The sequence below is a fragment of the Caulobacter sp. CCH9-E1 genome, assembly GCF_001556515.1.
Lineage (GTDB): Bacteria > Pseudomonadota > Alphaproteobacteria > Caulobacterales > Caulobacteraceae > Caulobacter.
Genome location: NZ_LSJA01000095.1, coordinates 1 through 22,010, shown reverse-complemented (window position 1 = coordinate 22,010; position 22,010 = coordinate 1). Strand labels below are relative to the sequence as shown.

Sequence of the window (22,010 nt, the reverse complement as noted above, 5' to 3'; positions counted from 1 at the left end):
GCGGCTGGGCCGCGCGCGTTAAGGATGCCGTGAAACTCGTGGGAGCGTTGCGTATGTCGAAGGTCGAAGAGCGTCTGAAGGCGATTGGCGTTGAGCTGCCGCAGCCCGTGGCGCCGGTCGCCAACTACGTGCCCTTCGTCCGCTCGGGTAATCTCGTCCACATCTCCGGCCAGATCTCGTTGGACGCTTCGGGCGGCATCAAGGGCACGGTCGGCGTCGACGTTGACCTGGAAACCGCCCAGAAGGCCGCGCGTCTCTGTGGGATCAACCTGCTGGCCCAGATGAAGGCCGCCTGCGACGGCGACCTCGATCGCGTCGTGCGCGTGGTGAAGCTGGGCGGCTTTGTCCAGGCTGGCCCGGACTTCATTGACATCCCCAAGGTCGTCAACGGCTGTTCGGACCTGATGGTCGAGGTCTTCGGCGACGCCGGCCGCCACGCGCGCTCGGCGGTGGGCGTCTACAAGCTGCCCCTCGGCTTCGCCGTCGAGGTGGATGCGGTGGTGGAGATCGCCTGATGCGCTCGCGCGAACGCCCCTCGACCGAAACCTTCGGCGAGGCGTGGGAGCGCCTGTTCGACCCGCCGGCGGCCCATCGTGGCCTCTGGAGCCCGGACGGCGCGCCGGAGAACTCCCTGGCCGCCTTCCAAGCCGCCTGCGCCCACGGCTACGCCATCGAGCTGGACGTGCAACTGACCGCCGATGGCGAGGCGGTGGTCTTCCACGACGACCGGCTGGAGCGGATGACGGGCCGGGAAGGGCGCTTGCGCGACCACACCGCCGCCGACCTCGGGGCCATGGCGTTGAAGGGCGCGGACGAGACTATCCCGACCCTGGCCGACGCCCTGACGATGATCGGCCACCGCGCGATGGTGTTCATCGAGCTGAAGACCCCCTTCGGAGAGGTGGGCCCGCTGGAGAAGCGGGTCAGTGAAGTGCTGCTCGACCACAACGGCCCGACCGCCGTGATCGGCTTCAATCCGTATTCCCACGCCTGGTTCGCCGATCATCATCCGCAGATCCTGCGCGGCCTCAACTCTTATAGCTGGAACGACGATAACGCCCGCAAGCTGGCGCCCGAGATGCGTAAGTCGTTGGCGGCGCTGGAGCAGGTGGAGCTGGCGCGACCGGATTTCCTGTCGCTGGGCCTCGACATGTTGCCCAGCCCGCGCGCCGACCTATATCGCGCCAAGGGCATGCCGGTGATCGCCTGGACGGTCCGCGGCCCCGACCAGTGGGAAGGCGTGCAGGACCATTGCGACAACCTGATCTTCGAGGGCTTCCACGCGTGACGGGCAGTCCCAGGGGCGTCCGGCCGGCGGTTCGCGTCCATCGCGCGATCGCCGAGATCGGCAAGGACGCCTGGGACGCTTGCGCCGAGGCGACGGGCGATCCGTTCGTCTCCTACGACTTCCTGTCCATTCTGGAAGAGAGCGGTTGCGTTTCCGCGCGCACCGGCTGGGCGCCGCAGCACCTGTCGGTCGAGGACGAGGCGGGCGCCGTGGCGGGCGTGATGCCCCTCTATCTGAAGTCCCACAGCCAGGGCGAATACGTCTTCGACCACGCCTGGGCTGACGCCTATGAGCGCGCCGGCGGGCGCTATTATCCCAAGCTCCAATGCTCCTCGCCGTTCTCGCCGGTGACCGGCTCGCGGCTGATCGTGCGGCCGGACGTCGATGCGGACGAGGGGCGCTCGGCGCTGCTCGGCGGGGCGTTGACGCTGTGCGAGCGGATGGGCGCCTCGTCGCTGCACGTGACCTTTCCGGTTGCGGAACAGTGGCGGTGGATGGGCGAGCGCGGAATGCTCTTGCGTCAGGACCAGCAGTATCACTGGGAGAACGGGGGCTACGGGACCTTCGACGACTTCCTGGCGGCGCTGTCAGCCAATCGCCGCAAGACCATTCGCCGCGAGCGGCGCGACGCCCAGGAAGGGCTGGAGATCGTCGCCCTGACCGGCGGCGACCTGACCGAGGATCACTGGGACGCCTTCTTCGCCTTCTACATGGACACCGGCAGCCGCAAGTGGGGGCGGCCTTACCTGAACCGCCGCTTCTTCTCGCTGCTGAACGAGCGGATGGCCGACAAGGTGCTGCTGATCCTGGCGCGCCGGCCGGGCGGGCCGTTCATCGCCGGCGCCCTGAACCTGATCGGCCGCGACTGCCTCTACGGCCGCCATTGGGGCTGCGTGGAAGACGTGCCGTTCCTCCACTTCGAGCTCTGCTACTATCAGGCCATCGAGCACGCGATCCGGCTGGGCCTGCCGCGTGTCGAGGCGGGGGCGCAGGGGCAGCACAAGATCGCGCGCGGCTACCTGCCCAGTCCGGTCTATTCGGCGCACTGGATCGCCGACCCGGCGCTGCGCGAGCCGGTGGCGCGCTATCTTGAGCGCGAGCGCGAGGCGGTGGCCGCGGACATCGAGATGCTGACCGAGGAATACTCCCCGTTCCGGGAGGAGCGGTAGGGCCCCTCCCGATTGGGGGCGGCTACTGCAGGCGGACTTCGGCGGCCTTGTCCTTGTAGTCCTTCTTCGGATCGGCCCAGAGCATCATCTTCAGCCCGGCGAACAGGCTATTCTCGTTCAGCCAGATCTGGGCGTCGCCGGGCTCGAAGCGCAGCAGGCGCAGCTTGGGATCGTTCTTGCCGTCGTACCAGGCGGCGATGAAGGGGTTCCACAGGCGCTCGATCGTCTCGCGATCATTGTCGACGCGCATCCGGCCCTCGACCGTGGCGAAGACGTCGTGACCCTTGGAGGCGAAGTGCAGAATGGCGTCGTGCTCGCCGCCCTCGACCGCCTGGACCAGGTCCACGTCCACGGCGCTAAAGATCCAGATCGGACCGGAGTGGTCGCCCTCGAACACGGCGGTCATCGGCTGGGCGCGGCCGTTCTCGCGCTCGACCAGGCCCAGCATCACGGTGCGGTCGGACTTCAGGGCCTTCCAGAACTTTTCGGCCAGTTCGGCTTCCTTGGACATCGTCGTCTCCTTTGCTGTGGAGACGAACGGCGCCGGGGCGGGCGCGTTCCTAAGGTGAAGCTTGGCGGCCTCAGGATCGGTCCCACGCCGCCGTCAGCAGCGCCTTGAGCTCAGCGTCGATGTCGGCGGAGGAGGCTAGGGCGATCTTCGACTTCAAGCGTTCGGACCAGCCTTCGTTCTTCGGCTCGGCTAGGCGCGGGGAGGCGTCGGGCGTCACCGCCAGACCCAGCACCGCCTGGCCGCCCTTTGTCGGCTTTAGCGCCGCGAACTGGGCCTTGCGGGACCAGGCCGTGTAGCCCTTGCGCTGGCCGGTCACGAGGTCGGGGAGGTCGGCGATCGCGGCCTCCACGGCGGCCAGGATCGCGGTCGACGCCGGATCGGTCCACAGCGCGGCGCGCAGACCGGCCGCGTCGTCCCAGCCACCGGCGTTCGGATAGGCGACGGCGAAGATGCTGGCCGCGCGGTTCTGCCCCAGGCCGTATGTCGCCTTCAGCCAGTCGGCGCGTGCCCTGGGCTTTGTTTCCGGGCATTCGCGGCGGACGATCTCGACCCATTGCTCCAGCGTCTTGCCGGTCTCGCGCTCAAGATTGGCGCCCAGCGAGGCGAACCACTTTTGTTGCTGCTCGGTCAGGCCGTGAGGCTTGTTGTCCATGGTTGCGCCTCTCGACCGGTTTGCTACGACCTGTCCCGAACAGGGAGACGATCATGAGCCTCGACGGACGCTACGATGCGGACAACATCTTCGCCAAGATCATCCGGGGCGAGATCCCGAGCGTGAAGGTGTTCGAGGACGACCGGGTCCTGGCCTTCATGGACGTCTTCCCGCAGTCGCGCGGCCACGCCCTGGTGATCTCCAAGGTCAGCCAGGCGCGTAACCTGCTTGAGGTCGAGCCCGAGGTGCTGGCCGAGCTCATCGCCGCGACCCAGAAGCTGACCAAGGCGGTGGTTGCGGCCCTGAAGCCCGACGGCGTGGTCGTCACCCAGTTCAACGGCGCGCCCGCCGGCCAGACGATCTTCCACCTGCACTTCCATGTGATCCCCCGCTACGAGGGCCAGGCCCTGGGCCGGCACGGGGAGGGCGGCATGGCGGATGTCGAGGAACTGAAGGCCCTGGCGGCCAAGATCGCCAGCGCGCTCTAAGCCCAAAGAAAAAGGCCCGGATCGCTCCGGGCCTTTCCGTTTTGGTCTTAAGCTGAGGCCTATTCGGCCATGGCCGGTTCGGTCTCGTCGGTCTTGCCGGCCTTGGGATCGCCATGGCTGTCGATCTCGAAGTCGATCTTGCTGTCCTTGAGCACGACCTTGACGTGGCCGCCGCGGACCAGGCGTCCGAACAGGATGTCGTCGGCCAGCGGCTTCTTGATGTGCTCCTGGATGACCCGGGCCAGCGGACGGGCGCCGTAGAGCTCGTCGAAGCCGTTCTTGGCCAGCCAGTCGGCCGCGTCGTCGCTCAGCTCGATGGTGATGTTGCGGTCGGCCAGTTGCGCCTCCAGCTGCATCACGAACTTCTGCACGACCTGGCGGATGATCTCCGGCGTCAGCGGCTTGAAGGCCACGACGGCGTCCAGGCGATTGCGGAACTCCGGGGTGAACAGGCGCTTCAGCGCGGCTTCCTCTTCGCCCTCGACCTTCGAGCGGCCGAAGCCGATCGAGTTGCGCTGGGCGTCCGAGGCCCCCGCGTTGGTGGTCATGATCAGGACCACGTTGCGGAAGTCGACCTTCTTGCCGTTGCTGTCGGTCAGTGTGCCGTTGTCCATCACCTGCAGCAGGATGTTGTAGACATCCCCGTGCGCCTTCTCGATTTCGTCGAGCAGGACGACGGCGTGCGGGTGCTGGTCGACCGCGTCGGTCAGCTGACCGCCCTGGTCGAAGCCGACATAGCCGGGAGGGGCGCCGATCAGGCGGCTCACGGTGTGCCGTTCCATGTACTCCGACATGTCGAAGCGCAGCATCTCGATGCCCAGGGTTTGGGCCAGTTGCTTGGCGGCTTCGGTCTTGCCGACGCCGGTCGGGCCGCTGAACAGATACGAGCCGATCGGCTTGTTCGGTTCGCGCAGGCCGGCGCGGGCCAGCTTCATGGCGGCCGACAGCTGGGTCAGGGCTTCTTCCTGGCCGAACACGGCGCGCTTCAGGTCGGTCTCAAGCTCCTTGAGGGCCTCGGTGTCCGACTTGCTGACCGACTTCGGCGGGATGCGGGCGATCTTGGCGACGACGCTTTCGATCTCCTTGACGCCGATGGTCTTCTTGCGGCGGCTTTCCGGTAGCAGCATCTGCGACGCGCCGGCCTCGTCGATCACGTCGATCGCCTTGTCCGGCAGCTTGCGGTCGGTGATGTACTTGGCCGACAGCTCGACCGCGACCTTCAGGGCCTCGGCCGTGTACTTCAGCTTGTGGAAGTCCTCGTAGTAGGTCTTCAGACCCTTGAGGATCTTGATGGTGTCTTCCACCGTCGGCTCGTTCACGTCGATCTTCTGGAAGCGACGGACCAGGGCCCGATCCTTCTCGAAGTGCTGGCGGAACTCCTTGTAGGTGGTCGAGCCCATGCAGCGCAGGCTGCCCGAGGCCAGGGCCGGCTTCAGCAGGTTCGAGGCGTCCATCGCCCCGCCGCTGGTCGCGCCGGCGCCGATCACGGTGTGGATCTCGTCGATGAACAGCACCGCGTTCGGGTGGCTTTCCAGCTCCTTGACGACCTGCTTGACGCGTTCCTCGAAGTCGCCGCGATAGCGGGTGCCGGCCAGCAACGCGCCCATGTCGAGCGAGTAGATGGTGGCGCCTTCCAGGACCTCGGGGACCTGGTGGGTGACGATCTTGCGGGCCAGGCCCTCGGCGATGGCGGTCTTGCCGACGCCCGGATCACCCACGAGCAGCGGGTTGTTCTTGGTGCGACGGCACAGGATCTGGATCGCGCGTTCCACTTCGTTCGCGCGGCCGATCAGCGGGTCGACCTTGCCCTGGCGGGCCTTTTCATTGAGGTCGACGCAATAGGCTTCCAGAGCCTCGCCGCCCGTCTTGGCGTTGGGCTTCTCGCCGTCGTCCTCGGTCTGGTTCGAGCCGGCGCTGGCGCCCTTGACGCTCTTGGCTTCCGAGGCGCCGGCCTTCTTGGCGATGCCGTGGGCGATGAAGTTCACCGCGTCGTACCGCGTCATGTCCTGCTCCTGCAGGAAGTAGGCGGCGTGGCTCTCGCGCTCGGAGAAGATCGCGACCAGCACGTTGGCGCCGGTCACTTCCTCACGACCGGACGACTGGACGTGGATCACCGCGCGCTGGATCACGCGCTGGAAGCCGGCGGTCGGCTTGGCGTCCTCCTCGTCGTCGACGACCAGCGAGGCCAGTTCGACATCGAGATAGTTGGAAAGACTCTTCTTCAGCGCGGCGAGATCGACGTCGCACGCGCGCATCACTCCGGCGGCGTCATCGTCGTCGGTCAGGGAAAGCAGAAGGTGCTCCAGCGTCGCGTACTCGTGCTTACGCTGGTTGGCGTAGGCCACGGCGCGGTGCAGGGATTCTTCCAGGGGGCGCGAAAAAGAGGGCAACGGGTAAGCTCCTCAGTCCTTTTCCATCGTGCACTGAAGGGGGTGCTGATGGCGTCGCGCCGAGTCGATGACTTGGGCGACCTTGGTTTCTGCGACTTCGTATGTATAGACGCCACACACGCCCACGCCGTTTTGGTGGACATGCAACATGATGCGCGTCGCATCTTCGCGCGACTTGTTAAAGAACCGTTCGAGCACATAAACGACGAACTCCATCGGAGTGTAGTCGTCATTGAGAATCAGAACTCTATACAGCGAAGGCTTCTGCGTCTTCGGCTTCACTTCCGTGACGACCGACGACCCAGCGCCGTTGCTTTGTCCGCCTTGCTTCCGCTCGGCCATCGACTTGTTCTCTCCTGGCGGGCAAATCAGCCGCCTATGATCGATTAGATATTTAAACGCGACGGCTTTGGAAGAGGCCGAAGCGCCGCTGCGCCGCTTTAGCACAGGGGCGCCTCGGAAATCGGCTTCACGTTTGGGAGAGCGAAGACCGCGCGCGAACGGTTCCGTGGTTGAGAGGCCCAGATGGTGAACGAAATGTCGCATCGCAAGAGGGGCGAGCGGCGACTCAGCGGCTCTTCAGGGCGCGCCCCGTGACGACAGCGGCGGCGCCGAACTTTCCGCGGAGCGCGTCGATGGCGGTCTCACTTTTTAGAGAGCGGCGCTCTTCGTCGGCGAACATGTCCGAGCCTGCGGTCTCGGCGTCGACGAACTCGGTCAGGCCCGCGCCGATCAAACGATAGGAAAGGCCCTTGGGCTCGGCGGCGAGCAGCTCGCGGGCCACCTGGAACAGGGTCCGGGCGGTTTGGGTCGGCACGGCCAGGGTGCGGCGGCGGGTGTGGATCTTGAAGTCGGGGGTGCGCAGCTTCAGTGTCGCGACGCGGCCGGCGACGCCTTCCTTGCGCGCTTGCTTGGCGACCTTCTCGCAGAGGGGCCAAAGCTCGTCCTCCAGATCGTCGCGCTTATGCAGGTCGTCGTTGAAGGTGGTCTCGGCGCTGATCGTCTTGCGGGCCTGGTCGGGATCGACGATGCGGCTGTCCTGGCCGTGGGCCAGGCGATGCAGGCGTAGGCCGCCAGAGCCCAGGCGGTTGGCGAGCAGCTTCAGGTCCGCGGCGGCGATGTCGCCCACGGTGCGCAGGCCGATCTCCGCCAGGGCCGAGACCGTGGCGGGGCCGACGCCGGGCAGGATGCCGACCGGCTTGTCCGCGAGAAAGGTCTGGGCCTCGGCCGCGCCGATGGCCGAGAAGCCGCGCGGCTTGTCCAGCTCCGAGGCGATCTTGGCCAGGAACTTGTTGGGCGCGAGACCGATCGAGACGGTCAGGCCAATGTCGCGCTCGATCTCGGCCTGCAGCCGGGCCAGCATCGCCGCCGGCGACGCCCCGTGCAGGCGCTCGGTGCCCGTCAGGTCGATCCAGGCCTCGTCCAGGCTCAGCGGCTGGATCAGCGGTGTCAGCCGGTCGAGCTTCTCGTGGATGCGCCGGCTCTCTTCCTTGTACTTGGCGAAGTTCGGCTTGATGACCACGGCGTCGGGGCACAGCTTCAGCGCCTTGAACATCGGCATGGCCGACTTGGCGCCGCTCATGCGGGCGATGTAGCAGGCGGTGGTCACCACCCCGCGCTTGCCGCCGCCGACGATCACCGGCTTGTCGCGAAGGGACGGATCGTCCCGCTTCTCGACCGAGGCGTAGAAGGCGTCGCAGTCCAGGTGCGCGATCGACAGCGTCCCCAGTTCCTCATGAAACACCGTGCGCGGCGAGCCGCAGGACGGACAGCGCGCGGCCTTGGCCTGGCCCGTCCACCCGCAGTCGCGGCACAGGGCTTTCATGGGGCGGTCCTTAAAGCTCCCGCGGCCACAGCCAGGCCGCGCCGCGGACGCCCGAGCTGTCGCCGTGGATCGCCTTCCGGACCGGCGTCTCGAAAACGTCGGAGAAGACGTGCGGGGCGATCGCCGCCTGCAGGCGCTCATAGAGGACGTCGACGTTGGACATGCCGCCGCCCAGCACGATGACGTCGGGGTCGATCAGGTCGCAGACCACGGCCAGGGCGCGGCCCAGCCGGTCGACATAGCGGTCGAGCGCGGCGGCGGCCGAGGCGTCGCCGGCGGCGATCGCGTCCATCGTGGCCTGGCCGCTCGGGAAGCCGGCGTCGCGGGCGAAGCTGGGGCCGGCGATCCAGGTTTCCAGGCACCCCTTGCGGCCGCACCAGCACTCGCGCCCAGGATATTCTTCCGGCTTGGGCCAGGGCAGGGGGGAGTGACCCCATTCGCCCGCCACCCCGTTGCGGCCGTCGATGATCTTGCCGTCGACCACCACGCCGCCGCCGCAGCCGGTGCCCAGGATGGCGGCGAAGACCACGCCTTCGCCGGCGCCTGCGCCGTCGGCGGCTTCGGACAGGGCCAGGCAGTTGGCGTCGTTGGTCAGCCGGACGGGACGAGCCAGGCGCTGCTCCAGGTCCTCGCCGAAGCGTTGGCCGTTCAGAAAGACGCTATTGGCGTTGCGGATCAGGCCGGTGCGGGGCGAGATCGAGCCTGGAATCCCCAAGCCCAGGCGGGCGCAGGACGCGCCGGCCATGGCTTCGGCGTCAGTCACCAGTTCGGCGACAACCTCCAGGGCGTCTTTATAGTCGCCGGGATTGGGCTTGCGCACGCGCGCGACAAAGGCCCCCGCCTCGTCGATGGCGGCGGCCTCGATCTTTGTGCCGCCGAAATCGATGCCAAAACGGATCATGCGAACAGACGCTCCTCGATGGCCCTTTTCAGCAGCGGCCATTCGTCGATACGGACATGGCGGTCGGGCGCGGACGGGGCGAGGGGGCGCAGGCGCTCGTCGCTGACCATCTGGAAGCGTCCAACCGTGGGCGCCCTTTCCGCCACCGATTCCAGCTGCGGCAAAAGATCGTCGATGAAGACGGCGGAGCCCGAGGTGCGCGCCGCCAGCTCGGCCGCCGCCGGACCTTTGGGCCCAGTGTTGATGATCAGCGGATAGTCGAAGCCGTGGGTCTTCAGCCACTGGGCGCGGGCCAGGCGGCCGTGCTCGGGCGCGTTGGTCAGGATCACGACCTCGGCCCGGGTCGAGAGGTCGGCCAGGGCGTCGGCCGCGCCGGTCGCCGGCGGCAGATCCTCGGCCCCGTCGCGGAAGAAATCGTCGAACAGGGCCTTGCCCGCGATCAAATCGAGGTGTTCGCTCTCTCCGGGGCGATAGATGTTCTGGAACAGGGCGAACCGATCCACCCGCAGCTCGAAGCCGTATCGAGCGATGAAGGCGCCAAAGCCGAGCATGAACTGGGCCAGAACCTCGTCGACGTCGACGATCACCAAGGGGGCGTTGGGGCTCACGGCGCAGGTCTGGAGATCGGTAAGGCGAGGTTCCATGGGCTCTTGGCGGTCGTTCTGAAAGCGATTAGCGGGCGCTTAAGGATATTTGTGCGAACAACTTCTGGAAGGTGGCGCGAATCCGCAGGCGTCGCCACATGACCGTACGGTCGGGGTAAGGATGACGAAGAAGGTCCTCATCGTGGAGGATAACGAGCTGAACATGAAGCTCTTTCATGATCTGCTCGAGGCCCAGGGTTACGAGACCCTGCAGACCCGCGAGGGTCTGTCGGCGCTGTCCATCGCCCGCGACAACAAGCCAGACCTCATCCTGATGGACATCCAGCTACCCGAGATCTCGGGCCTGGAGGTCACCAAGTGGCTGAAGGAAGACGAGGAACTGGCCCATATTCCGGTGGTCGCCGTGACCGCCTTCGCCATGAAGGGCGACGAGGAGCGCATCCGCGAGGGCGGCTGCGAGGCCTATATCTCTAAGCCGATTTCGGTGGTTCACTTCCTCGAAACGATCAAGCGCCTTCTGGAGAGGCAGCCTGCATGAGCGCTCGGATCCTCGTCGTCGATGACATCGAGGCCAATGTCCGCCTGCTGGAAGCCAAGCTGGCGGCCGAGTACTATGAAGTTTCCACCGCCATGGACGGCCAGACGGCCCTCGACATGGCCCGGCGCGATCCGCCCGACATCATCCTGCTGGACGTGATGATGCCCGGCCTCGACGGCTTCACCGTCTGCCGCAAGCTCAAGGAAGACCCCGCCACCCGCCATATCCCGGTGGTGATGATCACCGCCCTGGACGGCCGGGCCGACCGGATCCAGGGGCTGGAGGCCGGCGCCTCCGACTTTCTCACCAAGCCGATCGACGACGTCATGCTGTTCGCCCGCGTGCGCAGCCTGACCCGCTTCAAGCTGGTGATCGACGAACTGCGCCAGCGCGAGGCCTCCGGGCGTCGCATCGGCGTGATCGCCGGCGCCGCCGCTCGCCTGGACGGCCTGGGCGGCCGGGTGCTGGTCGTCGACGACAACGAACGCCAGGCCGAGCGTCTGGCGGGCGAACTGGCCGCCGATCACCGTCCGGTGGTCGAGACCGATCCCGAGACGGCGCGGGTCAGCGCCAGCGGCCCCGTCGACCTGGTGATCGTCAACGCCGCGGCCAAGGGCTTCGACGGCCTGCGCTTCACCGCCGCCCTGCGCTCGGACGAGCGTACGCGCCATCTGCCCGTGCTGGCCCTGGTCGATCCCGACGATCGCGCCCGCATGGTCAAGGCGCTGGAGATCGGGGTGAACGACATCCTGACGCGTCCGGTAGACCCGCAGGAGCTGTCCGCCCGCGCCAAGACCCAGATCCAGCGCAAGCGCTACACCGACTATCTGCGCAACAACCTCGACCATTCGCTGGAGCTGGCGGTCACCGACCAGCTCACGGGCCTGCACAACCGACGCTACATGGTCGGCCAGCTGGAGACCTTGGTCCGCCGCGCGGTGATGGGCGGGGACGAGGTCTCGGCCCTGCTGATCGACATCGACCACTTCAAGAAGATCAACGACACCTTCGGCCACGACATCGGCGACGAGGTGCTGCGCGAGTTCGCCCTGCGCCTGGCCTCGAACGTGCGGGCCATCGACCTGCCGTGCCGCTACGGCGGCGAGGAGTTCACGGTGATCATGCCCGAGACGCGCATGGCCGACGCCCTGCGCATCGCCGAGCGGATCCGCAAGCACGTCTCGGCCTCGCCGTTCAAGGTCGCCAATGGCGAAGAGATGCTGAACGTGACCGTCTCGGTCGGCGTCTCGGCCACTGGCGGTCCGGAGGATACGCCCGAGGCCCTGCTCAAGCGCGCCGACGAGGGCGTCTACGAGGCCAAGGCCAGCGGCCGCAACACGGTCGTCGGCAAGGCGGCCTGAGGGTGCGGCGCCCGCGATAGGGGCGGCCGGCCACATTTCAACCCTGAAACCCTTACGTCCTTGCATGGAGCAACCATTCGGGCGAAATCGCTCGCATGAAGACGATGCTTGTTCGCGGCGCGCTCGCCGCCGCCCTGGCGACCGGGTTCGCCGCGACCGCGACCTTGGCCGCCGAGACCAAGCCCGATCCCAAGCTGGTGGTCGTGATCTCGGTCGACCAGTTCAGCGCCAACCTCTACGCCCAGCACCGGCCCGAGTTCGTCGGCGGCCTCAAGACGCTGAGCCAAGGGATCGTCTATCCGAACGGCTACCAGTCGCACGCCTTCACCGAGACCTGTCCCGGCCACTCGACCCTGCTGACGGGCAAGCATCCCAACAAGACCGGCATCAGCGCCAATGACTGGTACGACCGCGTCACGGGCAAGACGGTCTACTGCCTGGCCGACCCAACCGTCACCCTGGCCGACGACCCGAAGGGCAGGGCGGTCTCGCCCGCCAACATGGTCGCCACGACCTATGGCGACTGGCTGAAGGCGGTGTCGCCGACCAGCCGGGTGTTCGGCGTCTCCGGCAAGGATCGCGGCGCGATCACGATGTCGGGCCACAAGGCCGACGGCCAGTTCTGGTACCAGCCCGGCTTTGGCTTCACGACCTGGGTCGCGCCGGGCCAGAGCGCCCAGGAGCGCCTCAAGCCGGTCGCCGCCTTCAACGCCAAGCTGGCGGCGGACCTGAAGGCTCATCCGTTCACCTGGGACTACGCCAAGGCCTCGGCCAAGCGTTGCAAGCCCTTGGAGGCCGACTACGAGACCGGCGGCCGCAAGTGGCGCGCGGCCCTGCCGATCCCGGCGGCGGCCAGCGACGCCGACAAGCTGCGCGACCTCTACGCCAGCCCCTATACCGACCAGGCGACCCTGGAGCTGGCTCAACGTCTACGGGAGACCTACGGGCTGGGCGACGGCCCCCAGGTCGATCTGCTGACGGTCAGTCTGTCAGCGACCGATTTCATCGGTCATCGCTTTGGCACGCGCGGCCCGGAAATGTGCGACCAAGTCGCGCGCCTGGACGAGCGGTTGGGGGCTTTCCTGAAGAGCCTGGACAAGGTCAAGGGCGGCGTTCTGGTGGTTCTGACCGCCGACCACGGCGGCGCCGACTTCGCCGAGCGGCTGCACGACGAGGGCTATGGCTTCGAGCGGGTGATCGGCAAGCCGTGGGTCGCCAAGCTGAACGCCCAGCTGCGATCGGACCTGGGTCTTGCCTGGGATCCGCTGGTCGCCGACGGCGGCATCGACCAGATCTATGTCGTGGGTCCCGATCGCAAGACGCCGTCGCTGGCCGATCGCGCCCGGATCACCGCCGCGGCGCTGGCGCTGATCAACCGCGACCCTTCCGTGGCGCAAGCCTTTGACTCCAATGCCATCTTCACGATGGAGGCCGCGCCCGCCGACGCCTCGCCCGAGGAGCTTTCGGTGGCCGAGCGCGTGCGCCGCAGCGCCTATCCGGGACGCGTGGGCGACATTCTGATCGCCTTCAAGCCAGATCGTGTTCCGGCGACCGCCGGCGCCACCTATGTCTCGACGCACGGCAGCCCGTGGGACTATGATCGCCGCGTGCCGATCCTGTTCTGGTGGAAGGGCGCGGTCCCGCACGAGCGCGTCTTGCCGCTGGACACGGTCGATATCGCCCCCACCGTGGCGGCGGCGACAGGCGTTAAGCCGCCGGCCGATATCGACGGCGTTTGCCGCCCGCTGGTCTATGGAAAGTCCTGCTAAGCATTGATTAGGGCGCTTTCTTAGCTTTTCGCACACCTTCGTCGCGCATTCTCCCCGATACATCCTATGGGAGTGCGGGGATGATGAAGTCGAAGATCAGTTTCAGAAAGCGCGCGCCGACCGGTCGCTGGTTGCTTCTTGGTCTGGCGATTTGCTCGGTTCTCTTTTTGGTCGGTGGGGCGACCTTCGACCAGCCCGCTAGCGGGCTGTCCAACCTGGCGATGATCGGCGCGTTCGTCGCCGTCTGCGTCGGCCCGATCTTGCTGGCTTTGACGCTGCTGTGGGGCAGCTTCACGCTACTGCGCTGGGTGTGGACGGGCTGAGGGGCCCTCCGCTCCGGACAAGCGACCAATAAAAACGCCCGGCTAGCGATAGCCGGGCGTTTTCGTGTCTCAGCGCTGAAGGGCGATCTTACTTGATCTTGCCTTCGCGGAATTCGACGTGCTTGCGGACGACCGGATCGTACTTCTTCAGCACCATCTTCTCGGTCTTGGTGCGGGCGTTCTTCTTGGTCACGTAGAAGAAGCCGGTGTCCGCCGTCGAGTTCAGGCGGATCTTGATGGAAGCCGGTTTGGCCATGGTCGAATCCCTGCGGTGGTCGCGCAGGTTCCCGCGCGCTGGAAATAAGAGGCGCGGAACATACTCATCGGAGACTCAAAGTCAATTGCCCGGGGCGCAACGCCGATAAGGAAAGTCCGCCGATCGCGCTCTGCCTTCGACCGAGCCCTCTATCCGGGCCACCAGGGTATCCTTGTCGACACGCTTGTAGAGAATCCGCTGCGGAAAGTCGTGCCGCGGGTTTTCGAACACCACGGTGTCTTCGGTCAGGCTCTTGAGCATGAACGTCGCCTCCGCCTGACCGGAGGGCTGCGCCACGTAGCGCAGCTTTCCGGTGGAGTCGCGGTCAATGCGAAGAAACTCGTACTCACGCACCTTGCCGTCTCGGACCGAACGACTCATGCCCAGCAGCAGGCCGCCTTCCTCCGGCATCCATTGCTCGATGGTGCGGCCGTTGGGGACGACCTGTTCCCAGCAGCCAGCCAGTCGACTACCGATCACCGTCTCGGCGGGCGGGATGGCGGCGGCGGCCGGCCAGGCGGGCAGGGCGGCGAGAACCCAGACGCTCAGAGACATGACGCGCATCGAAGACCTCCAGGCAAGCGCTACAGGTGCGTCAGATGGCGCTTGCCGTTCAGGAAACGCATGAACGGCGCTGGCCGTCCAGCCTCGGCCAGCCTTTGCCCGACCTCATGCACGACGAAGCGCGTGATGTTTGGCAGGTCCAGCGCCATGGCCTCCCCGAAGTCCACCCAGGCGATCTCGTCCAGTTCGCCGCAATCCGGACGGCGATCCAGCGACAGTAGCGCCTCGCCGGGGGCCATGAAGAATCGGGCGTCGAACCGGCGCGGGCGATAGGGCGGGGTGATCGCCCGCGCCACGAAGGTCAGCGACGCCAGGTCGGGCAGGGCGCCTTGAGCCAGGAAAGGTCGCCAAGGGCCCGCGCCGGGGCGCTCGGGGGCGTCCTTGGCCAGCAGCAAGCCTGTCTCCTCGAACGTCTCCCGCACCGCCGCCAAGGCCAGGGCGCGCGCGAGCCGGGCGGGTTTGGGATGGCGTGGATCCTGCTCGAGCCTAACGGCCACTTCGGGCGCCAGCTCGCTGGCGCTGGGCGCGTCGTAGTCGGTCCGATCGACCCGGCCGCCGGGGAACACCCACTTGTCCGGCATGAAGGCGTGGCCGTGGTTGCGCCGCCCCATCAGCAAGCGCGGCCGGGGGCCATCGGTGCGGACGATGATCAGGGTGGCCGCGTGCTTGGGCTTCAGCGCCGCGCCGGTCTCGCGCACGGCGCCGTCGTTAATCGTGTCGAATTTCGCGTCGATCGGCGGCAGGCTCATGGGTGAAGGTTAGACGGTTTGCCTCGGTGGGAAAGGCGGACGTTGGGTCAATCACAACCTTATCGTTTAGTTCGCCTTCCTAGGCCTTGTGCCTAGGACCCAGCGTTCAGTCGCCTAAGCGCTGGCTGGTGCGCGCCGACACGAGCGAAGCACTCCGTTCAAGCCCAGCCGGTTGATGCATGGTCCTCGCCACAAGGGCGGGGAAGGCGGAGTTTTGGACGTGTTGAAGGTGTTCAGCTTGACCCGTCGTCGCGACCCGTCCCAAGCTCGCGACGCTTTTGTGAGGGGCTCTACGATGATTGGACGGATTTCGACCCTGGCGCTGGCCGCCGGACTGGCCTTTGTCGCGCCCGCTATGGCCGCTCCGACGGCGGCGCAGGTCGCCGCGGCGGCCAAGGCGGTCCAGCCCAAGGTCGTGGCTTGGCGCCGAGACATCCACGAGCATCCGGAGCTGGGCAATCAGGAGGTCCGCACCTCGGCCCTGATCGCCAAGGAGCTGAAGGCGCTGGGCCTGGAGGTCCGCGAGAACGTCGGCAAGACCGGCGTGGTCGGCGTCCTGCGCGGCGGCAAGCCGGGCAAGGTCGTCGCTTTGCGCGCCGACATGGACGCCCTGCCGGTCGCCGAAAAGACCGGCCTGCCGTTCGCCTCCAAGGCCACCGCGACCTGGGAAGGCAGGACCGTGCCGGTCATGCACGCCTGCGGCCACGACACTCACGTCGCCATGCTGCTGGGGGCCGCCACGGTGCTGGCCGGCATGAAGAAGGACATCCAGGGCGTGGTGGTCTTCGTCTTCCAGCCCGCCGAGGAAGGGCCCCAGGCCGGCGAGGAAGGCGGCGCCAAGCTGATGATCCGCGACGGGGCGCTGGACAATCCCAAGGTCGACGCGATCTTCGGCGTCCATATCGGCCCGGGCGATCCGCACCAGCTGAACTATCGCCCCGAGGGCTTCTACGCCTCGTCCGACCGCATCACGATCACGGTGAAGGGCAAGCAGACCCACGGGGCGCGGCCCTGGGCCGGCGTCGACATGGCCAGCGTGGCCGCCGACATCGTCCAGGCCACCAACCAGATCGCCGCCCGTCAGGTGGACGTGGGTGCTTCGCCCTCGGTGTTGACCATCGCGGTGATCAACATGGGGATGCGCCAGAACATCATCCCCGAGGATCTGAAGATGGAGGGGACCATGCGCACCTTCTCCAAGGCCCGCCGCGAGGACCTGATCGCCCGCATGCAGAAGACGGTGGCGGCGATCGGCGATCGCTACGGCGCCAAGGCCGAGGCCGTGTTCACCCAGCCCTATCCGGTCACCTACAACGACCCGGCGCTGTCGAAGTGGGTCAAGGCCAGCCTGGAAAAGGCCTCGCCGGGCAAGGTCGACGACAACGCCGCCCTGGTGACCGGCGCCGAGGACTTCTCGATGTACGCCGAAAAGGTCCCGGCCGTGTTCGTCCAACTGGGCGGCCGCAAGGCCGACGTGCCAGCCGCCACGGCGCCGGCCAACCACTCGCCCTATTTCGACGTCGACGAAGCGGTGTTCGAAACCGGCGTGAAGGCCGAGGTCTTCATGGCGCTGGATTATCTGGCGAAGAAGTAGGGGGGCTGTCCAAGTTCCTCCCCCGCGATGCGGGGGAGGTGGCCCAGAGGGCCGGAGGGGGCTAACGCGGCTAATATCCAGTTCGCCCCCTCAGTCGCGGAGTTTATCCTCGGGCCGACCTTTGGTCGGGCCCGGGGGCGACAGCTCCCCCGCATCGCGGGGGAGCATCTATCGAGCGCTCCGCTCCGCGAACCACGGCGTGATCCGCCGCAGGGCCTCCTCGACCTCGGGCGTCGAGACCGCGAAGCTGAAGCGGATGAAGCGGTGGCCTTCGACGGGATCGAAATCGACGCCGGGCGCGGTGCAGACGCCGGTGTCGCGCAGCAGGTCCTTGCAGAAGCTCAGCGAGTCGTCGGTCAGGTGGCCGATGTCGGCCCAGATGTAGAAGGCGCCGTCGGGCGGGGCGATCTTGCGCAGGCCCAGCGCCGGGAGCGCCTCGAGCATCAGCTCGCGATTGCGGCGATAGACGTCGATGTGGCCTTCCAGCTCATCGAGGCAGTCCATGGCCGCCAGGCCCGCGTGCTGGGCCAGGGACGGGGCGGTCAGGAACAGGTTGCCGACATAGGCGCGGGCGCGCTCCAGGTCCTCGCCTGCCGGCGTTAGCAGCCAGCCCAGCCGCCAGCCGGCCATGCTGAAGTACTTGCTGAAGCTGTTGACGATCAGGGCGTCGGGCGCGAACTCCAGCATCGAGAGCGTGCGGCCCGTGTAGCTGAGGCCGTGATAGATCTCGTCGCTGATGATGCGGATGTTCCGCTCGCGGCAGACCTTGGCGATCGCTTCCAGCTCCTCGGGCGCGATGATCGTGCCGGTCGGGTTGGCGGGGCTGGCGACGATGACGCCGGCGGGCGCGGGGTCCAGTTCGGCCAGATGCTGGGCCGTCAGCTGGAAGCGGTCTTCCGGCCCGCAGGCGATCTCGACGGGCTCAAGGTGCAGCGCCTTGATGGTGTTGCGGTAGGCGACATAGCCGGGACGGGCGATGGCGATGCGGTCGCCGGGCTGGAAGACGCTGGACAGCGCCAGCACCAGGGCCGGCGAGGCCCCGCAGGTCAGGACGATCCGTTCGGGCTCGACCGTGACGCCATAGAGGTCCTGGTAGCGCTGGGCGATCCGCTCGCGCAGGTGCGGGCTCTCCCAATAGCCCATCGCCTCGGCGTCGAGGATTTCGTGGGCCTTGGCGATCGCCTTGCTGGGCGCGCCGGTCGAGGGCTGGCCGAACTCCATGTGGATGATGGAGCGGCCCTCCATCTTCAGCTGATGGGCCAGGCGGCTGATGGCGATGGCGTGGAAGGGTTCGATCTCGGCGCGCATGAGGGTCTGCATAGCCAGCTTTGAACCGCCGCGCAGCCCCCACCTGATCGCTTCGCGATCGTCCGCCCCCAAACGCGGGCGGAAGGAACACCTTCTTCCCCCTCTGGGGGAGGAGCGCGTAGCGCGGAGGGGGCTTTCGTGGGAAGCAGAGCTCATGCTGTCCCTGCTCCTCGCCGCCGTCCTCGTCCAGACGCCCCTGCCGCTGAACATCGGCGGCCGCGTCGCTCCCGCGTCTAACAGCGCCTACGACTTCGGCTGGCCCGGGGTCTATTTCGAGGGGCGCTTCACGGGGCCCTCCGTCGAGATCGCGGTCGATACGGGCGTCGAGCACCTGGCCGTCAGCGTCGATGGCGTGCGCAAGGCCGAGCTGATCAAGTCCGGCGAAACGCGCTTGAAGCTGGATCGCCTGGGCCCTGGCGAGCACGTCGTGCGCCTGGACAAGCTCACCGAGAGCCAGACCGGCTCGGCGCGGTTCGAGGGCTTCTTCGTCGGCAAGGCGGGCAGGGCGCTGCCGGCGCCCGTCCGCTCGCGCCGCATCGAGTTCATCGGCGACTCCTACACCGTCGCCTACGGCGTCCGCTCGACGACCCAGGACTGCACCGAGCAACAGGTTCACGACCTGACCGACACCAGTCTGTCCTTCGCCCCGATCCTGGCCGCGCGCCTGGACGCCGACTACCGCATCGAGGCCTTCTCGGGACGCGGCGTCGTGCGCAACTACAACGGCCTCGCGCCCGGCGAGCCGCTGCCGGCGCTGTTCCCGCGCCTGATCCCGGGCCAGGCCGAGCCGCGCATCGCCGCGAACGATCCGTGGAAGCCAGAGATCGTCGTCATCGGCCTCGGCGCCAACGACTTCTCGACCGCCCTGCACGCCGGCGAGGCCTGGGCGGACGAGGCGGCGCTGCGCAAGGACTACCGCGACAGCTACGTCGCCTTCGTCGAGGGGCTGAAGGCCAGCCGCCCCGGCGCGCGTTTCTTCCTGATCCAGGGCGACACCTTCGTCGACGACGTCGCCGAGGTCGCCGGCCGCGCGGGCGCGACGGCGGTGCGGATCACGGGCATGGAGCGCACGGCGTGCCATGGGCACCCGTCCGTGGCGGATCAGCGGATGAGGGCCGATCGGCTGGAGGCGGCGATCCGGGGGAACTAGATCCTCCCCCGCGATGCGGGGGAGGTGGCCCAGAGGGCCGGAGGGGGCTCACGCGGTGTTTGCCCAGTTTGCTCCCTCAGTCGCGGAGTTTATCCTCGGGCCGACCTTTGGTCGGTCCCGGGGGCGACAGCTCCCCCGCATCGCGGGGGAGCATCTATCCGCCGCCCTAACGCCGCTTCCCGCGCCGAACGCCCTTCGGCAACCCGCCGCGCGGCTTCACCGCCGCTTGCCGCCGCGCGCCGAGCCTGGGGCGGGGCGCCTTGGGATCCGGCGGCAGCGGGTCGCTGAGCATCTCGAACAGCAGGCCGCCGGTGACGGGCGTGGCCTCGACAAGCTTGACCTCGACGGCCAGGCCCAGCGGCCAGCGCTTGCCGGTCCGCTCGCCGACCAGGGCGTGCATCTTGTCGTCGTGAATGAAGAACTCCGCGCCCAGGCTGGAGACCGGCACGAGGCCATCGGCGCCGGTGTCGGCCAGCTTGATGAACAGGCCAAAGCGGGTGACGCCGGTGATCCGGCCCTCGAAGGTCGCGCCCACGCGGTCGGCCAGGAAGGCGGCGATGTAGCGGTCGGTGGCGTCGCGCTCGGCGGCCATGGCCCGGCGCTCGGCGTGGGTGATGACCTCGGCCGTGTCCTTGATCTGGGCGATGTCCTGGTCGGTCAGGCCGTCGGTCCCCAGGCCCAGGGCCCGGATTAGGCCCCGGTGGACGATCAGGTCGGCGTAGCGCCGGATCGGGCTGGTGAAGTGCGCGTACTTGGCCAGGTTCAGGCCGAAGTGGCCGATGTTGTCGGCGCTGTAGTGGGCCTGCATCTGGGTGCGCAGGACCACCTCGTTGATGATCGCCGCGTTGGGGCTCTCGCGCGTCTCGTCCAGCAGCTTGTTGAACCGCGAGGTCTGAGGGGCCTCACCCTTGCTCCAGCGGATCTCCAGGGTCTGCAGGAAGTCGGCGAGGTTCTGCACCTTCTCCAGGCTCGGCGTGTCGTGCACCCGGTAGATCAGGGGCGAGCGCTTGGCCTCCAGGCTCTCGGCGGCGCAGACATTGGCCTGCACCATCATCTCCTCGATCAGCTTGTGGGCCTCGAGGCTGGCGCGCTTGGTGATCGAGGCGATCTCGCCCTCGCGGATGATGATCCGGCGCTCGTCGCTCTCGATGGCCAGCGGCGAACGGGCCTCGCGGCCGATCTTCATCGTGTGATAGGCGGCCCACAGGGGCCTCAGGATCGGGTCCAGCAGCGGTCCGGTCTTGTCGTCGGGCTGGCCGTCGATGGCCGCCTGGGCCTGCTCGTAGGAGAGCTTGGCGGCCGAGCGCATCAGGCCGCGCACGAACTTGTGGCCCTTCTTGCGGCCCGACTTGTCGAACACCATCCGCACGGCCAGCGTGGCGCGGTTCTCGCCCTCGCGCAGCGAGCACAGGCCGTTCGACAGGGTCTCGGGCAGCATCGGCTCGACGCGGTCGGGGAAGTAGACGCTGTTGCCCTTCTCGCGGGCGTCGCGGTCCAGGGCCGAGCCGGGGCGGACATAGGCCGCGACGTCGGCGATGGCGACCCAGACGATCCAGCCGCCCACGTTGGTCGCGTCCGGATCGGGATGGGCGTAGACGGCGTCGTCGTGGTCGCGGGCGTCCATGGGGTCGATGGTCACGAACGGCAGGTCGCGCAGGTCATCGCGGCCCGACAGGGTGGGCTCGACGGCGGCCTTGGCCTCGCGTTCGGCCTCTTCGGAGAAGCCGGTCGGGATGCCGTGGCTGTGGATGGCGATCAGCGAGGCGGCGCGCGGGTCGTTCTCGGTCCCGACCACCTCCAGCACCTTGCCGGGCTTGGGGCCGTAGCGACCGCCATGCGTGCCGACCTGGGCGACGACCAGATCGCCGTCCTTGTAGTCCTGGGCGACGCTGGGATCGAGGACCAGGCTCTCCTTGGACTTGCGGTCGACCGGCTCGACGCGGACCTCGCGGCGATGCTTGCGGATCACGCCCAGGATCTTGTGGGCGCTCTGGCCCAGCTTCTTGATCAGCTTGGCCTCGAACTCGCCGGTCTCCAGGCGTTCGAAGCGGACCAGCAGGCGGTCGCCCAGGCCCGGCGCGCCAGCCGCGGCCTCGCCTTTGCCGGGCGCGAGGCGGACATTGGGCACGTCGTCGTCGGACTTGGTCAGCTTCACATAGAGCTCGCCGTCGCCGTCGCGCTCGACCACGTCGGCCACGCCGACGGGGGGGAGGGAGCCGGCCTCGGCGAAGCCCTTACGGCCGCGCTTGGCCAGGGCGCCTTGCGCCTCCAGCTCACGGATCATCTCGCGCAGGGCCCGGCGGTCGGCGCCCTTCAGGCCGAAGTGCCGAGCGATGTCGGCTTTCCCCGTCTCGCCGGCGTCGCGCAGGAACGCCAGCAGCGTCTCGCGATCCGGCAGGCCGGCGGCGGGCTTGGGCTTGAAGGTCTTTGCCTTGGAAGATTGGGGCGGGCGAAGTTTTGCCATGCCCTGCCTTAACGCGTTCGGCGGACTTAGGGAAACGCGGGGTTGGATAACCTTCCTCCCCCGCCGGGGGAGGGGGACCGCCGAACGGCGGTGGAGGGGGCTTGC

The 22,010-nt window shown here is 67.7% G+C and carries 22 protein-coding genes and 1 pseudogene; 10 read left to right on the top strand and 13 right to left on the bottom strand.

From position 1 onward, the window contains the following. Positions 1-47: 47 nt before the first annotated feature. From AX690_RS05700 to AX690_RS05690, 3 genes are read left to right on the top strand one after another with little or no spacing between them, the layout of a single operon-like run. The gene (locus AX690_RS05700) at positions 48-515 is read left to right on the top strand and encodes a RidA family protein (protein ID WP_197426793.1); all 468 of its coding nucleotides are present in this window, start codon (positions 48-50) and stop codon (positions 513-515) included. Beyond that, entirely contained in the window at positions 515-1,288 is a 774-nt protein-coding gene (locus AX690_RS05695; RefSeq protein WP_066681962.1) for a glycerophosphodiester phosphodiesterase, read from the top strand. The genes AX690_RS05700 and AX690_RS05695 overlap by 1 nt, the downstream gene beginning before the upstream one ends. Continuing rightward, complete coding sequence (locus tag AX690_RS05690; RefSeq protein WP_066681959.1) at positions 1,285-2,457, top strand: GNAT family N-acetyltransferase; 1,173 nt, start codon at positions 1,285-1,287, stop codon at positions 2,455-2,457. Before AX690_RS05695 ends, AX690_RS05690 begins: the two co-directional genes overlap by 4 nt. Positions 2,458-2,479: 22 nt before the next feature. Here the strand turns inward: AX690_RS05690 and AX690_RS05685 are convergent, their stop codons facing one another. Then, entirely contained in the window at positions 2,480-2,968 is a 489-nt protein-coding gene (locus AX690_RS05685) for a pyridoxamine 5'-phosphate oxidase family protein (protein WP_066681956.1), read from the bottom strand. Between the two features lie 70 nt (positions 2,969-3,038). Continuing rightward, positions 3,039-3,620 (bottom strand): DUF4287 domain-containing protein, encoded by a 582-nt coding sequence (locus tag AX690_RS05680; RefSeq protein WP_066681954.1) that lies wholly within the window; start codon positions 3,618-3,620, stop codon positions 3,039-3,041. A gap of 53 nt (positions 3,621-3,673) precedes the next feature. Here AX690_RS05680 and AX690_RS05675 point away from each other — a divergent pair, with 53 nt between their 5' ends. After that, positions 3,674-4,108 (top strand): HIT family protein, encoded by a 435-nt coding sequence (locus AX690_RS05675; RefSeq protein WP_066681952.1) that lies wholly within the window; start codon positions 3,674-3,676, stop codon positions 4,106-4,108. Between the two features lie 59 nt (positions 4,109-4,167). Here AX690_RS05675 and clpA read toward each other — a convergent pair whose 3' ends face one another. The 6 genes and pseudogenes from clpA to AX690_RS05650 all read right to left on the bottom strand — a co-directional run bounded on the left by clpA (position 4,168) and on the right by AX690_RS05650 (position 9,868). After that, complete coding sequence (clpA, locus tag AX690_RS05670) at positions 4,168-6,498, bottom strand: ATP-dependent Clp protease ATP-binding subunit ClpA (RefSeq protein ID WP_066681944.1); 2,331 nt, start codon at positions 6,496-6,498, stop codon at positions 4,168-4,170. A 12-nt stretch (positions 6,499-6,510) separates the two neighbouring features. Further along, a complete protein-coding gene (clpS, locus tag AX690_RS05665) occupies positions 6,511-6,840 on the bottom strand; it encodes an ATP-dependent Clp protease adapter ClpS (protein ID WP_013079900.1) in 330 nt (109 codons plus the stop codon). 42 nt (positions 6,841-6,882) lie between these two features. After that, a pseudogene (locus AX690_RS23585) lies at positions 6,883-7,044 on the bottom strand (hypothetical protein); the annotation flags it as partial. A gap of 22 nt (positions 7,045-7,066) precedes the next feature. Further along, positions 7,067-8,323, bottom strand: a complete 1,257-nt coding sequence (locus tag AX690_RS05660) for a DNA polymerase IV (RefSeq protein ID WP_066681943.1) — start codon at positions 8,321-8,323, stop codon at positions 7,067-7,069. Between the two features lie 10 nt (positions 8,324-8,333). Then, positions 8,334-9,224: an ROK family protein gene (locus AX690_RS05655; RefSeq protein WP_066681942.1), complete on the bottom strand. Its 891-nt coding sequence runs from the start codon at positions 9,222-9,224 to the stop codon at positions 8,334-8,336. Further along, the gene (locus AX690_RS05650; RefSeq protein WP_066681940.1) at positions 9,221-9,868 is read right to left on the bottom strand and encodes a hypothetical protein; all 648 of its coding nucleotides are present in this window, start codon (positions 9,866-9,868) and stop codon (positions 9,221-9,223) included. Before AX690_RS05650 ends, AX690_RS05655 begins: the two co-directional genes overlap by 4 nt. Before the next feature lie 121 nt (positions 9,869-9,989). Here AX690_RS05650 and divK point away from each other — a divergent pair, with 121 nt between their 5' ends. The 4 genes from divK to AX690_RS05630 all read left to right on the top strand — a co-directional run bounded on the left by divK (position 9,990) and on the right by AX690_RS05630 (position 13,820). Then, positions 9,990-10,367 (top strand): cell-cycle response regulator DivK, encoded by a 378-nt coding sequence (gene divK, locus AX690_RS05645; protein WP_013079896.1) that lies wholly within the window; start codon positions 9,990-9,992, stop codon positions 10,365-10,367. Beyond that, on the top strand, positions 10,364-11,728 hold the full coding sequence (locus AX690_RS05640) for a PleD family two-component system response regulator (protein WP_066681939.1): 1,365 nt from the start codon (positions 10,364-10,366) through the stop codon (positions 11,726-11,728). The genes divK and AX690_RS05640 overlap by 4 nt, the downstream gene beginning before the upstream one ends. Before the next feature lie 104 nt (positions 11,729-11,832). Beyond that, the gene (locus AX690_RS05635) at positions 11,833-13,497 is read left to right on the top strand and encodes an alkaline phosphatase family protein (protein WP_197426792.1); all 1,665 of its coding nucleotides are present in this window, start codon (positions 11,833-11,835) and stop codon (positions 13,495-13,497) included. Positions 13,498-13,577: 80 nt separating this feature from the next. After that, on the top strand, positions 13,578-13,820 hold the full coding sequence (locus tag AX690_RS05630; protein WP_066681935.1) for a hypothetical protein: 243 nt from the start codon (positions 13,578-13,580) through the stop codon (positions 13,818-13,820). An 88-nt stretch (positions 13,821-13,908) separates the two neighbouring features. Here AX690_RS05630 and rpmG read toward each other — a convergent pair whose 3' ends face one another. The 3 genes from rpmG to AX690_RS05615 all read right to left on the bottom strand — a co-directional run bounded on the left by rpmG (position 13,909) and on the right by AX690_RS05615 (position 15,389). Continuing rightward, positions 13,909-14,076 (bottom strand): 50S ribosomal protein L33, encoded by a 168-nt coding sequence (gene rpmG, locus AX690_RS05625; protein ID WP_004620056.1) that lies wholly within the window; start codon positions 14,074-14,076, stop codon positions 13,909-13,911. An 81-nt stretch (positions 14,077-14,157) separates the two neighbouring features. Next, positions 14,158-14,640 carry a DUF6265 family protein gene (locus tag AX690_RS05620; RefSeq protein WP_231732126.1) on the bottom strand — a complete coding sequence of 161 codons (483 nt, stop codon included), beginning with the start codon at positions 14,638-14,640 and terminating at the stop codon, positions 14,158-14,160. Positions 14,641-14,660: 20 nt separating this feature from the next. Further along, entirely contained in the window at positions 14,661-15,389 is a 729-nt protein-coding gene (locus tag AX690_RS05615; RefSeq protein ID WP_066681932.1) for an NUDIX hydrolase, read from the bottom strand. Positions 15,390-15,684: 295 nt separating this feature from the next. Between AX690_RS05615 and AX690_RS05610 the strand changes: the two genes are divergently transcribed. Then, the gene (locus AX690_RS05610) at positions 15,685-16,983 is read left to right on the top strand and encodes an amidohydrolase (protein ID WP_066681929.1); all 1,299 of its coding nucleotides are present in this window, start codon (positions 15,685-15,687) and stop codon (positions 16,981-16,983) included. 168 nt (positions 16,984-17,151) lie between these two features. Here the strand turns inward: AX690_RS05610 and AX690_RS05605 are convergent, their stop codons facing one another. Then, entirely contained in the window at positions 17,152-18,291 is a 1,140-nt protein-coding gene (locus tag AX690_RS05605; RefSeq protein WP_066682026.1) for a pyridoxal phosphate-dependent aminotransferase, read from the bottom strand. Between the two features lie 154 nt (positions 18,292-18,445). Between AX690_RS05605 and AX690_RS05600 the strand changes: the two genes are divergently transcribed. Further along, a complete protein-coding gene (locus AX690_RS05600; protein ID WP_066681927.1) occupies positions 18,446-19,441 on the top strand; it encodes an SGNH/GDSL hydrolase family protein in 996 nt (331 codons plus the stop codon). 166 nt (positions 19,442-19,607) lie between these two features. Here the strand turns inward: AX690_RS05600 and rnr are convergent, their stop codons facing one another. Continuing rightward, a complete protein-coding gene (gene rnr, locus AX690_RS05595; protein ID WP_066681925.1) occupies positions 19,608-21,905 on the bottom strand; it encodes a ribonuclease R in 2,298 nt (765 codons plus the stop codon). Positions 21,906-22,010 lie beyond the last annotated feature (105 nt).

Coding starts and splice junctions, on each gene's coding strand:
- AX690_RS05610 (WP_066681929.1), top strand. CDS start 15,685: ATGATTGGACGGATTTCGACCCTGGCGCTGGCCGCCGGACTGGCCTTT.
- AX690_RS05680 (WP_066681954.1), bottom strand. CDS start 3,620: ATGGACAACAAGCCTCACGGCCTGACCGAGCAGCAACAAAAGTGGTTC.
- AX690_RS05675 (WP_066681952.1), top strand. CDS start 3,674: ATGAGCCTCGACGGACGCTACGATGCGGACAACATCTTCGCCAAGATC.
- clpS (WP_013079900.1), bottom strand. CDS start 6,840: ATGGCCGAGCGGAAGCAAGGCGGACAAAGCAACGGCGCTGGGTCGTCG.
- AX690_RS05685 (WP_066681956.1), bottom strand. CDS start 2,968: ATGTCCAAGGAAGCCGAACTGGCCGAAAAGTTCTGGAAGGCCCTGAAG.
- AX690_RS05695 (WP_066681962.1), top strand. CDS start 515: ATGCGCTCGCGCGAACGCCCCTCGACCGAAACCTTCGGCGAGGCGTGG.
- AX690_RS05600 (WP_066681927.1), top strand. CDS start 18,446: ATGCTGTCCCTGCTCCTCGCCGCCGTCCTCGTCCAGACGCCCCTGCCG.
- AX690_RS05605 (WP_066682026.1), bottom strand. CDS start 18,291: ATGCGCGCCGAGATCGAACCCTTCCACGCCATCGCCATCAGCCGCCTG.
- AX690_RS05615 (WP_066681932.1), bottom strand. CDS start 15,389: ATGAGCCTGCCGCCGATCGACGCGAAATTCGACACGATTAACGACGGC.
- divK (WP_013079896.1), top strand. CDS start 9,990: ATGACGAAGAAGGTCCTCATCGTGGAGGATAACGAGCTGAACATGAAG.
- AX690_RS05640 (WP_066681939.1), top strand. CDS start 10,364: ATGAGCGCTCGGATCCTCGTCGTCGATGACATCGAGGCCAATGTCCGC.
- rnr (WP_066681925.1), bottom strand. CDS start 21,905: ATGGCAAAACTTCGCCCGCCCCAATCTTCCAAGGCAAAGACCTTCAAG.
- AX690_RS05650 (WP_066681940.1), bottom strand. CDS start 9,868: ATGGAACCTCGCCTTACCGATCTCCAGACCTGCGCCGTGAGCCCCAAC.
- rpmG (WP_004620056.1), bottom strand. CDS start 14,076: ATGGCCAAACCGGCTTCCATCAAGATCCGCCTGAACTCGACGGCGGAC.
- AX690_RS05635 (WP_197426792.1), top strand. CDS start 11,833: ATGCTTGTTCGCGGCGCGCTCGCCGCCGCCCTGGCGACCGGGTTCGCC.
- AX690_RS05620 (WP_231732126.1), bottom strand. CDS start 14,640: ATGCGCGTCATGTCTCTGAGCGTCTGGGTTCTCGCCGCCCTGCCCGCC.
- AX690_RS05630 (WP_066681935.1), top strand. CDS start 13,578: ATGATGAAGTCGAAGATCAGTTTCAGAAAGCGCGCGCCGACCGGTCGC.
- AX690_RS05660 (WP_066681943.1), bottom strand. CDS start 8,323: ATGAAAGCCCTGTGCCGCGACTGCGGGTGGACGGGCCAGGCCAAGGCC.
- AX690_RS05655 (WP_066681942.1), bottom strand. CDS start 9,224: ATGATCCGTTTTGGCATCGATTTCGGCGGCACAAAGATCGAGGCCGCC.